This window comes from Rhodoferax mekongensis (assembly GCF_032191775.1).
In the GTDB taxonomy this organism is placed as follows: Bacteria; Pseudomonadota; Gammaproteobacteria; order Burkholderiales; family Burkholderiaceae_C; genus Allorhodoferax; species Allorhodoferax mekongensis.
This window is the reverse complement of record NZ_CP132507.1, coordinates 1,068,467-1,081,404: the sequence shown is the minus strand read 5'-3', so window position 1 is coordinate 1,081,404 and position 12,938 is coordinate 1,068,467. Positions and strand designations below refer to the sequence as shown.

The window sequence follows — 12,938 nt, the reverse complement described above, 5'->3', positions numbered from 1 at the left end:
CTGCCCTTCACGACGCTACGTGGGCGCGCACTGCCACTGAATAGTAATCCTGATACCAATCAACGAAACGCTGAACCCCGAGCTCTACAGAGGTGCTGGGCTTGAATCCAACCCACTGGTTCAGTGCGTCCGTATCCGCAAAGGTTGCCGGGACATCTCCGGGCTGCATCGGCAAGTAGTTTTTTACCGCAACTCGACCCAGAGACTTTTCGATGGCCTCGATATAGGCCATCAAGGGCGTTGGCTGGTTATTTCCAATATTGAATACGCGGTAAGGTGCGCCTCCCGCTTGTGATGCGGGGGCGGCTCGTTTGTCAAGCACCCTCACCACGCCTTCCACGATGTCATCGATAAAGGTGAAGTCCCGCACCATTTGACCTTGATTGAACACGTCAATGGCACGCCCCTCCAAAATGGCCTTGGTAAACAGAAACAAGGCCATATCAGGGCGCCCCCAAGGGCCGTACACCGTGAAGAACCGCAAGCCTGTCGTCGGCACATTGAACAAATGGCTGTAGGTGTGCGCCATCAACTCATTGGCCTTCTTGGTCGCGGCATATAAGCTAATGGGATGATCCACACTGTCCTGCTCGGAAAAAGGCAGCTTGGTATTTCCTCCATAAACACTGGAACTACTCGCGTAGACCAGATGCTCAACCGCGCCGTAGCGGCAACCCTCCAGGATGTTGACAAACCCGGCCAGATTCGAGTCCACATAGGCGTGGGGGTTTTGCAGCGAATACCGCACCCCCGCCTGAGCAGCCAGATGGACCACACGGGTGGGCGCCTCTTGTTGAAACAAGTCGGCCATGTCGGGCCGATCGGCAACGTCCAGTTTGCGAAAGCGGAAGTTGTCATGTGCCATCAACAGCTTGAGTCGACTCTCCTTGAGCCCCACGTCATAGTAGTCATTGAGATTATCAATACCAACGACTAAATTCCCCTGGCTCAACAGACGCTGGCATACGTGAAAACCAATGAAACCGGCACTCCCGGTCACAAGTATGGTCACGATTGACTCCCAATGAGTGCACCAGAGGTGCGACCCAAGGCAGGCTGGGTATAAGGGCGGGCAAGGGGTAGATACATGTGGCTGGCATTCTAAGCAGCCATCCCCAAGTGCAGACTAGCCCCAATCGATCAGAAGTGTATCCCCCGCATCATTTGCTGCATCGCAATCGCCTCCGGTGACAACTTCGCCTTCTCCCCTGGCTTGGCACCCTTGGCCGCGGAGGAATCAGGGAACATACGGAAGCTGGTGTTCATGGCGATCTGGGCGATGCGGGGCACTAGGGCATGCATTACCTGCCCGGTGATACCCAAACGCGTGGCGATTCGCACAGGTTTGCTGATGCAGGCATCCGCCACCATGTCGGCAGCTTGTTCAGGGGACAAGGTCGGCACATTGTTGTAAATGCCCGTTGGCGCAATCATCGGTGTGCGCACCAAGGGCATGTTGATAGTGGTGAAGCTGATGCCTTGGTCTGCGAACTCACTGGATGCGCAACGGGTCCAAGCATCCAAAGCGGCTTTGGATGCCACATAGGCGCTAAAGCGAGGCGCATTGGTCAGAACGCCAATCGAGCTGATGTTCACGATGTGCCCCTTTTTCTTGGCCACCATACCCGGCAACAAGCCCATGGTCACGCGCAGACATCCGAAGTAATTGAGCTGCATCGTGCGCTCAAAGTCGTGAAAACGGTCGTAACTAGACTCGATAGCGCGGCGGATGGAGCGGCCCGCGTTGTTGATCAGGAAGTCCACGCCCCCGTGGTTCTCGATCAGCACTTTCACAAACCGGTCGCAGTCCGCCATGTCGGCAATATCCGCCGGGTAGGCAACAAAGCTGTAGCCCTTTGACTTGGCCTCCTTACAGGCCTCTTCAAGCTTGTCCAGGTCCCGACCACAAATGATCGTAGTCGCGCCAGCCTCGGCAAACTTGTGCGCAGCTGCCAGACCGATGCCCGATGAGCCCCCAGTCACCAACACCACTTTGCCGCCCACGGTTCCGCGCAGGGAACGGTCGATATGCAGGTCGGGGTCCAGGTGGCGCTCCCAGTAATCCCACAAACGCCATGCGTAGTCTTTCAAGTTGGGGCATTCAACGCCAGAACCCTTCAACATCGCCAAAGAATCACGGCAGTCAAAGCGTGTGGGGTAGTTGATAAAGGTGAGCATGTCTTCCGGCAGGCTCAGGTCCTTCATGATCGCGTTCCGAACCCGACGTACAGGCGCGAGTCCCATCAGACTCTTTGTCACGCTGCGTGGAATGAATCCCAAGAGGGCGGCATTCACAAAGATATTCATCTTTGGGGCATGGGCCGCCTTGCTGAAGATGTCCAGTACGTCGCCTACCCGGTAGCCCACCGGATCCACCAAGTGGTAGCACTGCTTGGCAATGCCCTGCTTGTGGCTGATAACGTTCAAAGCATCAACGACAAAATCTACGGGGACGATGTTGACCCGCCCCCCTTCCAAACCAATGGACGGCATCCATGGCGGAAGCAACTGCCGCATGCGCTGAATCAGTTTGAAAAAGTAATACGGCCCATCAATCTTGTCCATTTCACCGGTCTGGCTGTCGCCGACCACCATGGCCGGGCGGTACACCGACCAAGGAACCTTGCATTCCTTGCGAACAATCTTCTCACTTTCATGCTTGGTCATGAAGTACGGGTGTTCGTAGTTCTCCGCCTCATCGAACATGTCTTCACGAAATACGCCTTCATACAGGCCTGCAGCTGCGATCGAAGACACATGGTGGAAGTGCCCTGCATCGATAGCCTTGGCAAATTCCACGGTATTCCGGGTTCCTTCGACGTTGACGGCAATTTGCGACTCTTCGTCAGCCTCCAAGTCATACACCGCGGCGAGGTGATAGAAGTGGTCAACTTGTCCTTTGAGGGCTTTGATGGCGTCTGCACTAACGCCCAGCTTCTTGCCCGTCAGATCACCGAATACCGGGACAACCCGCCCCGCCGATTTGGCGTCGGACACCGCCCAGAACTCACGCAGGTCGGCGACTTTATCTTCGCTTTCTTTGCGAATCAGGAAGTGCACTGTCGCACCCTTGCGCTGCAACAATTTTTTCACTAGACGTTTGCCGATAAACCCTGTAGCCCCTGTGACGAAATACCGCATACATGCTCCTGTTAATCGAATAATTCTGACGGTTTTTGGCGCTGCGGATTTCATCGTAAACCCGCGAAGTCTTTCGTATGACTGCGCGATTGTGGAACGCTTTCAGCGTTTTCCTTAGTGGCGCCCACCTACACAGACTGCATGACAGGCCTTAGAGTAAGCATCAAGCCGGTGCAGATATGCTTGTGCACCCTGTCACACACTCATCAGGAGTTCTCATGGTCAAGAAAATCCAAAAAAGCAAATCCTCTCCTTCTACCGGCACTCCGTTGTCGTCTTCGGTCAAGGACTCTGCACAACAAATCTGGCAAGCCGGCTTGGGCGCCTTCACCCGCGCTCAGGCAGAAGGCAGCAAGGCATTCGAAGCATTGGTCAAGGAAGGCGTGAGCATCCAGCGCAAAACACAAGCCGCGGCCGAAGGCAAAATTAACGAAGCCACTGCCAAAATGTCCACCATGGCCAACGACATCACCAGCAAAGCCACCGGTCAGTGGGATAAGTTGGAAAACATCTTTGAAGAACGCGTCGCCAAAGCCCTGAACAAGCTGGGCGTTCCCTCCGCCAAGGACGTGAGCGCCTTGATTGAGCGCATCGAAGAACTCAACAAGACCGTCCAAAAGCTGTCTGCCAAAGCACCTGCGGCAACCAAAACCGCAAAAGCTCCCTCGAAGAAGGCCGCGCCTGCGCCAGTAGCCGTGACCAAAAAGGCACCAGCCAAGAAAGCCACCACTTCCAAACCCGCTGCCAAAAAGGCTGCTAGCAAAAAAACCACGATGAGCAAAGCGCCGGTAGTGCCTGCAGAGGGCAACGCGACTCCACAAAACTGATCGCTCAAAGCGGTAGAACAAGGGCGCAAAGGCGCCCTTTTTTACGCCCGTAGAAACTGCTGCATCGCAGCATGAATACCCTCATCTGAACACTACACTTCCCCCATGAAGGCAGCCCGACAAACAAAGCCCCGAATCGCCATGGCACTCGCTGGTGGCGGTCCTTTGGGGGCCATTTATGAAGTAGGCGCTCTGTGTGCTCTACACGACTCTTTGGCCGGCTTGGATTTCAATCATCTGGACCACTACGTAGGCGTTTCTGCTGGCGGCTTTATCGCTGCAGCCCTTGCCAACGGCTTAACGCCCCACCAGCTCTGCGCGTCCTTCATTGAAGGGGATGCAGACTCCAACGACTTCTTTGATCCCGCCTGGCTGATGCAGCCTGCGTATGACGAATGGGCGCGGCGCGGCATCATGTTGCCGGGCCTGCTGGCTTCAGTGGGTTGGGACATGCTGACGCGACGCACTACTGCCATTCGGGCGCTGGAACGGTTAGCCCCCGCATTGCCGACCGGCGTCTTCTCCAACAGCCAAGTGGATACACAACTCTCGAGACTGTTCAGCCAGGACGGCCGCACCAACGATTTCCGCAAACTGGCCTGCAAGCTCACGTTGGTCGCCACCCACTTGGACAGTGCAGAAGCGGTCGCATTCGGAAGCAAGGGATGGGATCACATCTCCATCTCCAAAGCCGTGCAAGCCAGCTCTGCCTTGCCGGGGCTGTTTCCGCCAGTTGCCATTGATGACCAGTATTTCGTGGATGGGGCGATGAAGAAGACCATGCACGCCTCGGTGGCGCTTGACGAAGGGGCAGACCTCTTGATTTGCCTGAATCCCTTGGTGCCCTTCGACGCAACGGCACCCCAATACAAACGGATCATGCAAGCCGGCATCCCGGCAGAAAAGCGCAACATCCCGCGTATCGTGGATGGCGGGTTGCCGGCGGTATTGAGTCAGACTTTCCGCTCCATGATCCACTCTCGCATGGAGCTGGGCATGAAACACTATGCCCATGCATACCCTGACACTGACATCGTTTTGATCGAACCGGACCATCGGGACCCGGAGCTGTATCTGGCCAACACTTTCAGCTACGCCCAACGCAGGCAACTCGCCGAGCACGCGTACCAGCAAACCCGTCAACTGCTTCGCTCTCGCAAAACGGGCTTGTCCGCACAACTGCACCGCCATGGCATTCAACTGCGGCATGATGTGCTGGACGACCCCAAGCGCCACCTGTGCGCCCCGAGGAAATCCCCCTCCCGTTTGGGGCAAGCCTTGGGTACATTGCAGGACGTTATGGAAGATCTTTCACACGTGGTTCGCCACGAGACACTGCTGAGGCACTGACCCATGGTTAAAAAAGCGCCGCGGCGTACTGCCGAGCGGATATTGGAAACCACCCTGGAGCTATTCAACCGCTTCGGGGAGCCGAATGTATCGACCACGCTGATTTCGGCAGAACTCGGCATCAGCCCGGGGAATTTGTATTACCACTACCCGGCCAAAGACGAGCTGATCAACTCCCTGTTTGACCGCTACGAACGTTCACTGAACGAGGTGCTTAACGCCAGTGACAACGTCCGGGATGTGGAAGACGCCTGGTTTTTCATGCACACGCTGTTCGAGCTGATCTGGCAGTACCGCTTTTTGTACCGCGATCTGAACGACCTTCTCAGCAAAAACAGGCGTCTGGAAACCCACTTCCAAAGCGTGCTGAAGAACAAAACCCGCTCAATACGCGCCATGCTCGAGTCCATGGCTCGCGCAGGCGCCTTGCGCATGGATGTGCGCGAAATGGAGCCCACTGCCACCAGCATGGTGGTAGTCCTCACGTACTGGCTGAGTTTTGAATATGTGCGCGACCCGCGCAACGCCCTGGAGCCGGAAAGCGCGCAAGCTGCCTTGCTGCGCGGCGGTCAACATGTGCTCAACCTTCTGGTCCCCTACCTTGAAGCCCAGCAACGCAGTCATTTGCTGCAACTCAGCGGTGCCTACACCAGCTCCTGATGCACGACACTCCGGTCTGGGACCCTTTCCCCTACGTGCATCAGCACCTGTTTGACAGCGAGAACCTGCAAAACCACTGGGCGCGCCTGCACGATGGTGATCAGGAACCCCTGCCCCTAGACCCCGAGGTGTTGCAGGCTTGGGTCCTGTATCACTGCGGCGAGTTCGAAGCAGCGTTCCGCGCAGGGCGTTTGCTAGGCCCGGCCGGCTACGCCGTGATGAACAAGGCGTGCCTGATCCAAGCGGACTACTTGGAGCGCAACGAAGCCGCCCGCTTGAATTTGTATTTCGATACCGCAGAGCGCGCAAAAGCCCACATGGCGGCAGAGCCCGGCAACCCCAATGCGCACTACTTTTATGGCTATGCCTTGGGCCGCTACAGCCAGAGCACCAGTGTGGCGCAAGCGCTTGTCAAGGGTTATGGCGAAAAAATCAAAACTGCTTTCGAAACCGCCATCGCTTTGAACCCGCGCCATGCAGATGCACATATTGCATTGGGCTCGTTCCATGCCGAGGTGATCGACAAGGTGGGCGCCATGATCGGCAACATAACTTATGGCGCCAAGCGCGAAACCGCCTTGCACCATTTCCGCACGGGCTTGGCGCTCATTCCACGCGCTGCCATCGCGTTGACTGAATACGCACGTGGCTTGCTCATGCTCGATATCGAGCAGTTTGAATCCGAGGCCATGTGCCTCTATGAACAAGCTGCAGCCGTACAGCCTCTGGACGCGATGGAGCACCTTGGGGTGCTCCAAGTTCAGGCCGAACTGGCGAGCTGATCAGTCGCCCCAGGGCAACATCAGCGTCAGCATGGAGAGCTTGGCAAATTCCGGCTCGAACTGGTCGATGATTTTCTGGGGATCCGGGCACAAGGTCGCATCCGTCACCACGCCGAACTGTACCCCTCCGCCGTAACTCAGGATGGACACACCCAGGCCCACGGATCCGCTCTGGGGCACCCAGAACAGGTTTTCCTCAATCGTGGCGCCGCAGATTTTGAGCTTCTCGCGCGGACCCGGCACATTGGTCATGACAGCCGTGGTCTTTTTGGAGAACAGGCTCAAAAGGGCATCCTGGGCAGGCTTGATCAGCAAACCTGCCACCGCCAACAGGCCGAAGGCCAGCAGAGGCTGCATGCTGCCCTTGAGGCCTCGCATGCGGGTGCGGACTTCATACACCCGCTCAACCGGGTTTTCCAGGCCAATGGGCAGCACCAGAGGGGCCAAGCCGAACTGGTTGCCCAACTTGTAGGCATGCTCCAGTGGCCGCAGGTTCACCGGCACCATGGCGCGGATTTCCTTGCCGGCTACCGCATCGCCTTGCTCGCGCAAGTACTCTCCAATCGCACCCGCCACGCAACTCAGCAACACATCATTGATGGAGCAATTCAAGGCCTTGCCCACCGCTTTCACTTCTTCCAGCGGCAAGGGCGCGCACCACGCCACACGCTTTGCATGCCCGGGCTGCCCTTTGAGCCGCGTGGGCGAATCGTCGGGCATCAAAGCTAAAGCGGCCAAGTCACTCACCACCTGGTAGGCCATCTTTGCCATGTCGACCGAGCTGTGCATGCCCGACTCCATGCCCTTCTGCGGCTCCATCAACAGCGACATGGACTTCACCGCGCCATCCCCGGCCGCTCCCAAGGCCTTCACGGCCATGTGGGTCAGGGGCTTGAGCAAGGCGTCGCTCAACCACTCCTCTGCGCCATCCAGCCCTTGGGCACGCTCAGGTTTGCTGCGGCGTTGCGGTGGCGGGCTGCCGCCGTCCACCAAGGATTGGGTTACTGAAATCAGGGCAATGCCATCTGCAATGCAATGGTGAATGCGCACCATCAAGGCAGAACCGCCTTTGTAGTTCTCTACCAAATGGAACTGCCAGAGCGGCCGGCTGCGATCCAGCGGCTCCATGGTCAGGGCAGCCAGTCGCTCCTGCAGGGCCTCCTGCTCGCGGCCGCGCGGCTTTTTGGCCAATGTCTCAGTTACCACATGCCGGTCGATATCGAAGTTGGCATCCTCCACCCAACTGGCCCCGGCAGCGTCTTCCACCACGCGCTGTTTGAACCGGGGGTACTTCAACAGCCGATCTTCCACACGCTGCTTCAGGTCTGCCAGTGGCAAGCCGGGTTGGGTGACCCACACGCCCACAATCATCATGAGGTTGGAGCTGGAATCCATGCGCAACCAGGCCGTGTCCACCTTGGACATGCGTTCGCCATTCAGGCCCAGGGTGCCGATCACGGCATCCGCCACATTTTTCTGCACGGCTCCGGCTAACTTGCGGGTCCGACGCACCACCTTCTTGGCAACCGGTGCCACGGAGGGTGCCGCATTGGATACGGGGTTGCGGGCCTTGTCGGCAACGTTCTTTGCAATGACGCGGGTGACCATGGATTCTCCGGACAGAACAGGTATGGGGGCGAACGCCTATTCTGGGGGCAAAACGCCGCTTAAGATACGGGTGAAGCACCTGCTTGCATTGGGTGTTCCCCCTAGTTCCTTGCACAAACCCGAACGGAGAAAACCATGGCCGATCTGAAAGCCGCTTTCGAAGCCGCTGTTGCCAATTCCAAAAACCTGAGCGAGCGCCCTGACAACGGCACCCTACTCAAGATTTACGCCCTCTACAAGCAAGCCACTGCGGGTGACAACACCGAAAAGAAGCCCGGTTTCGCCGACATGGTGGGCCGTGCCAAATGGGATGCCTGGAATGGTTTCAAAGGCACCAGCAACGATGACGCCATGCAGCAGTACATCGACCTGATCGAATCCTTGAGCTAAATCAGCTCTTGGCGCCCGCGCAGCATGTGCGGGCAGCTATCAAAAAAGTAGCACATCACGCTATTTTTTTTTCGCCCCGGATTTGGCAGCCGCTTTGGGCTTGAGCAGTTGATCGAGGTTTTTGACAATCTCTGCCTCAATCTTGTCTTTGAAAGCCCCGAGCAAAAAGCCGAGCTTGGCGCTGAGTTCGAACTTCGAATCGCTCACTTGCAACATGCCGCTAACTCCCGAGCGCTTGAAGATCACTTCATCCAGCCCCTCGCCCTCGACATAGGTGCACTCCATGTCGAAATCCTGTTCAGCCTGTTCGGCCCACTGAAAGGCAATTTTGCGCGCAGCAGCAAAGCCCAGGCTGTGTTCGCGCAGTATGTGTAAGTCCGCCATGGGTGTTCCTCTTGTCAGTATGCTGTGGGTGCTGCATTTGCAGTGAACGGCATCATAAAACCACTGCGGGCTCCGCCATGCTTTACAAATTCAAATCCAAAGTAGCCAGCGACGTCATCATGCTGGAACCCAATGGCCGGCAGATTCTGGCGCTGTGGGGGCGCACCGGCGAAGAGAGCTTGCGCAAAGGCATCTTGCTGGCTGCAGACATGCCCGTTGCCATCAGCGCGCTCGAAGAAGCCATCGCCAAAGAGGAGGCCCAACGCGCCCAAGCTGACTTGGAGGCACAAGAAAAAGGGGAAGACACGACCCCGACCGGTGTGAGCTTGCGCCAACGGGCCACGCCCTTGCTGGACATGGCCCGCCGCAGCATGGCTGCGGGCAAGGACATCACTTGGGGTGTCTGACCCGGCGAGCGGGTCAGACAGGTTTCAGGCCAGATCAGTCAGCGTAGACGCCGGCGGCCTTGATGATGGGGGTCCACTTGGCGATTTCAGCCGCCACGAACTTCTTGTGCTCCGCAGGTTCGACACGCTTGTCAGTCACCACCACGGCACCCAGCGCTTCTTGCTTCTTGATGAAATCAGCATCTTTCAACGCCGCCTTCAAAGCGGTGTTGAGCTTGGCCTGAATGTCAGCGGGTGTGCCTTTGGGGGCATACAGGCCGTGCCAGATGGTCACTTCGAAGTTGGACAGACCCTGGCTTTGCAGTGTGGGCAGGCTCTTCAAAGCAGCGGTCGTCAAAGGCTTGGCAGTAGTGACCGCGTAAGCATTCACTTTCTTGCCTTCGATCTGCTGGCTGGTGTTGGTGGTCTGGTCGCACATCAGGTCGATCTGGCCACCGATCAGGTCGGTCATCGCAGGGGCGGTGCCTTTGTAAGGCACGGTCGTCATGTCGACCTTGATGGCGTTCTGGAACAGCAAACCGCACAGGTGAGACGCAGAACCGATACCGGCGTTACCCAGGTTGATCTTGCCGACGTTCTGGCCGATCCAGGTGGTGAGTTCCTTGTAGGTCTTGGCAGGCAGGTCGGGCTTGCCGATCAGGGTCATGGGCACATCGTTGATCATGCCCAGATATTCGAAGTCAGACTCGACCTTGAAGGGCATGTTGCGCAACAAGCCGGGCATGGTGCCCATGGCGATGTGGTTCAACAGCAGGGTATAGCCGTCCGGCGCGGCCTTGGCCACTTTGCTGGAGCCGATAGAGCTGCCTGCACCCGCTGCGTTGTCGATGATGATGCTCACATCACCCAGCTGCTTGCGCAGTGATTCAGCCAGGTCGCGGGCTACGCGGTCGGTGGGACCGCCGGCAGCAAACGGCACCACGATGGTGATGGGCTTGGAGGGATATGCCTGTGCGAAGGCGGAAATCGAGAACATGGCCGCCGTCGCAACGAGTAGTTTTTTCATGGTTTGTCTCCTGGTTAATGGATGCAGTCTAGCCCGCCCCACGTGACCGTGTCATGTGGTAAGCACCTAGCTCGCGGGGCTATTAAAAATGAGAATGAGCATTCCCGCAGAAGCAAGGTTATCGGGTCCGGCGCGGGGGGGAACTGTGGTGTTCAACAGCTCGGGAAAACCCTGAGGCCCGCAACAGCGGGCCTCCAGCTCAGCGGTAACTGCGTGCGTCTTCGATGACTTTGCCGTCATTGGGCAGGCTGCCCGGAGACAACAGTTGCACATCCCCACGCAGCTTGGTCACATCGCGCACCGCATCCGCCACACGCTGCGCCAGGCCTTCGGGTTGACCTGCAACCTCCAGCATCAGGGTCATCTGGTCATTGGCCATTTCACCGCTGACCACCAAACGGGCCTTGTGCACTTCAGGGAAACGCTTGGCCACTTCATCCACCTGCTTGGGGTGCACAAACATGCCTCGCACCTTGGTGGTTTGGTCGGCACGCCCCATCCAGCCTTTGATGCGGGTGTTGGTACGCCCGGTCGGGCACTGCCCGGCCAGAACCGCTGAAAGGTCGCCGGTGCCGAAACGGATCAAGGGGTAGTCCGGGTTCAGACTGGTCACCACCAACTCGCCCACTTCACCTTCGGGCACCGGGTCACCGGTGCCGGGCCGCACGATCTCCACGATCACCTGCTCATCCAGCACCAACCCTTCACGCGCAGTGGTCTCGTAGGCAATCAGACCCAAATCCGCCGTGGCATAGCACTGGTAACCATCCACCCCGTGGGCGGTGAACCAGTCACGCAACGATGGTGGAAACGCCTCGCCACCGAACATGGCCTTGCGCACGGTGGGCAGGGCCACGCCCATTTCCAGCGCCTTCTCGAGAATGATTTTCAGGAAGCTGGGCGTGCCGATGTAGCCGGCAGGCTGCAACTCGGCCATGGCCTGAACTTGCTGCTCGGTCTGACCGGTGCCGCCTGGAAACACCGTGCACCCCAAGGCATGGGCACCTGTCTCCATCATGGAGCCGGCGGGCACAAAGTGGTAGCTGAAGCTGTTGTGAATCAGCTCGCCGGGACGAAAGCCCGCCGCGTAGATGGCCCGAGCCATGCGCCAGTAATCGCGCGCTGTGCCTTCGGGCTCATAAATGGGGCCCGGGCTGGCAAACACGCGGGTCATGGCGCTGCCGAACCCAATGGCACTGAAACCACCGAACACGTTTCCGCCCTGTTGGCGCGCAGCCTGCTGCAACGCCTGCAACTCGGATTTGCGGGTCACCGGCAGTCGCGCCAGTGCCGCACGGTCGGTAATGCTGGCAGCGTCCACGCCCTGCAGGATGGAGGCAAACGCCGGACTGTGTTGCTGCGCGTGGGCGACCTGCCGGGGAAGTGCCGACATGTGGGCAGCATCGCGCTCGGCCTGCGAACGGATTTCCAGGGCGTCGTAGGCGGGGGTCATAGGCTCTCCGTCAGCTGATTTGCTATTATTTCAGGAGCTACTCGCGCACATTCAACGGGCGCCAGCAGCACTTTTCTATCAAGACATCAGGCCAACCAGCGCTTGCGGCGCTTGTAGCTCTTCACATCCTTGAAGCTCTTGCGTTCACCGCCACCCATGCCGAGGTAGAACTCCTTGACGTCTTCATTGGTACGCAAATCTTCTGCCGCACCGTCCATCACCACACGACCGCTTTCCATGATGTAGCCGTAGTCAGCGTATTTCAGCGCCATGTTGGTGTTCTGCTCGGCCAGCAGGAAAGTGACCCGCTCTTTGGCGTTGAGGTCTTTCACGATCTCAAATACCTCTTCCACGATCTGTGGCGCCAGGCCCATGGAGGGTTCATCCAGAAGCACCATACTGGGGTTGGCCATGAGCGCGCGGCCGATAGCGCACATCTGCTGCTCACCACCGGAGGTGTAAGCCGCCTGGCTGGTACGGCGGGTTTTGAGGCGGGGGAAGTAGTTGTAGACCTTTTCGAGGTTAGCCGCCACCTCGGCCTTGCTCTTGCGGGTGTAGCCGCCGGTCAACAGGTTTTCTTCGATGGTCAGGTGGGCAAAACAATGGCGCCCCTCCATCACCTGCACCACACCGCGTTGCACCAGATCGGCAGGGCTCAGGTTTTCGATGCGTTCACCGCGCAGCTCAATGCTGCCCTTGGTGACTTCACCCCGCTCGCCCGCCAACAGGTTGGACACAGCTCGCAAGGTCGTCGTTTTGCCCGCCCCATTGCCCCCAAGGATGGCCACGATGCCGCCTTCGGGCACCTGAAGGGAAACCCCCTTGAGTACCAGAATGACGTGGTTGTAAATGACCTCAATGCCATTCACGTTGAGAACGATGTTTTTCGGTTCCATAGGTTCGCCTTTACCAATCGACAGACCTGCGCAG

At 58.1% G+C, this 12,938-nt stretch carries 13 protein-coding genes; 6 read left to right on the top strand and 7 right to left on the bottom strand.

Translation table 11 applies throughout. The annotated features are described in order from the left end of the window. Window positions 1-7: 7 nt before the first annotated feature. The gene (locus tag RAN89_RS05135; RefSeq protein ID WP_313869345.1) at window positions 8-1,015 is read right to left on the bottom strand and encodes an NAD-dependent epimerase; all 1,008 of its coding nucleotides are present in this window, start codon (window positions 1,013-1,015) and stop codon (window positions 8-10) included. A gap of 125 nt (window positions 1,016-1,140) precedes the next feature. Further along, window positions 1,141-3,141, bottom strand: coding sequence for an SDR family oxidoreductase (locus RAN89_RS05130; RefSeq protein ID WP_313868552.1), 2,001 nt, complete (start codon window positions 3,139-3,141; stop codon window positions 1,141-1,143). 218 nt (window positions 3,142-3,359) lie between these two features. On the opposite strand from RAN89_RS05130, the gene RAN89_RS05125 reads away from it, so the two are divergent. The 4 genes from RAN89_RS05125 to RAN89_RS05110 all read left to right on the top strand — a co-directional run bounded on the left by RAN89_RS05125 (window position 3,360) and on the right by RAN89_RS05110 (window position 6,760). Then, a complete protein-coding gene (locus RAN89_RS05125) occupies window positions 3,360-3,968 on the top strand; it encodes a phasin family protein (RefSeq protein WP_313868551.1) in 609 nt (202 codons plus the stop codon). A gap of 105 nt (window positions 3,969-4,073) precedes the next feature. Then, entirely contained in the window at window positions 4,074-5,318 is a 1,245-nt protein-coding gene (locus tag RAN89_RS05120) for a patatin-like phospholipase family protein (protein ID WP_313868550.1), read from the top strand. 3 nt (window positions 5,319-5,321) lie between these two features. Further along, complete coding sequence (locus RAN89_RS05115) at window positions 5,322-5,978, top strand: TetR/AcrR family transcriptional regulator (protein ID WP_087496204.1); 657 nt, start codon at window positions 5,322-5,324, stop codon at window positions 5,976-5,978. Beyond that, window positions 5,978-6,760: a tetratricopeptide repeat protein gene (locus RAN89_RS05110; protein ID WP_313868549.1), complete on the top strand. Its 783-nt coding sequence runs from the start codon at window positions 5,978-5,980 to the stop codon at window positions 6,758-6,760. The genes RAN89_RS05115 and RAN89_RS05110 overlap by 1 nt, the downstream gene beginning before the upstream one ends. Here the strand turns inward: RAN89_RS05110 and RAN89_RS05105 are convergent, their stop codons facing one another. Beyond that, window positions 6,761-8,368, bottom strand: coding sequence for a wax ester/triacylglycerol synthase family O-acyltransferase (locus RAN89_RS05105; protein ID WP_313868548.1), 1,608 nt, complete (start codon window positions 8,366-8,368; stop codon window positions 6,761-6,763). It lies immediately after the preceding gene. 135 nt (window positions 8,369-8,503) lie between these two features. On the opposite strand from RAN89_RS05105, the gene RAN89_RS05100 reads away from it, so the two are divergent. Then, the gene (locus RAN89_RS05100) at window positions 8,504-8,758 is read left to right on the top strand and encodes an acyl-CoA-binding protein (protein WP_313868547.1); all 255 of its coding nucleotides are present in this window, start codon (window positions 8,504-8,506) and stop codon (window positions 8,756-8,758) included. A 60-nt stretch (window positions 8,759-8,818) separates the two neighbouring features. On the opposite strand, the gene RAN89_RS05095 is transcribed toward RAN89_RS05100, so the two are convergent. Then, window positions 8,819-9,142, bottom strand: coding sequence for a polyhydroxyalkanoic acid system family protein (locus tag RAN89_RS05095; protein WP_313868546.1), 324 nt, complete (start codon window positions 9,140-9,142; stop codon window positions 8,819-8,821). Window positions 9,143-9,219: 77 nt separating this feature from the next. Here RAN89_RS05095 and RAN89_RS05090 point away from each other — a divergent pair, with 77 nt between their 5' ends. Then, complete coding sequence (locus tag RAN89_RS05090; protein WP_313868545.1) at window positions 9,220-9,549, top strand: DUF1840 domain-containing protein; 330 nt, start codon at window positions 9,220-9,222, stop codon at window positions 9,547-9,549. A 34-nt stretch (window positions 9,550-9,583) separates the two neighbouring features. On the opposite strand, the gene RAN89_RS05085 is transcribed toward RAN89_RS05090, so the two are convergent. From RAN89_RS05085 to RAN89_RS05075, 3 genes are all read right to left on the bottom strand, one after another. Continuing rightward, entirely contained in the window at window positions 9,584-10,555 is a 972-nt protein-coding gene (locus RAN89_RS05085; protein WP_313868544.1) for a tripartite tricarboxylate transporter substrate-binding protein, read from the bottom strand. A gap of 199 nt (window positions 10,556-10,754) precedes the next feature. Further along, a complete protein-coding gene (locus RAN89_RS05080; protein ID WP_313868543.1) occupies window positions 10,755-12,008 on the bottom strand; it encodes a phenylacetate--CoA ligase family protein in 1,254 nt (417 codons plus the stop codon). Window positions 12,009-12,094: 86 nt separating this feature from the next. Beyond that, window positions 12,095-12,904, bottom strand: a complete 810-nt coding sequence (locus tag RAN89_RS05075; RefSeq protein WP_313868542.1) for an ABC transporter ATP-binding protein — start codon at window positions 12,902-12,904, stop codon at window positions 12,095-12,097. Window positions 12,905-12,938 lie beyond the last annotated feature (34 nt).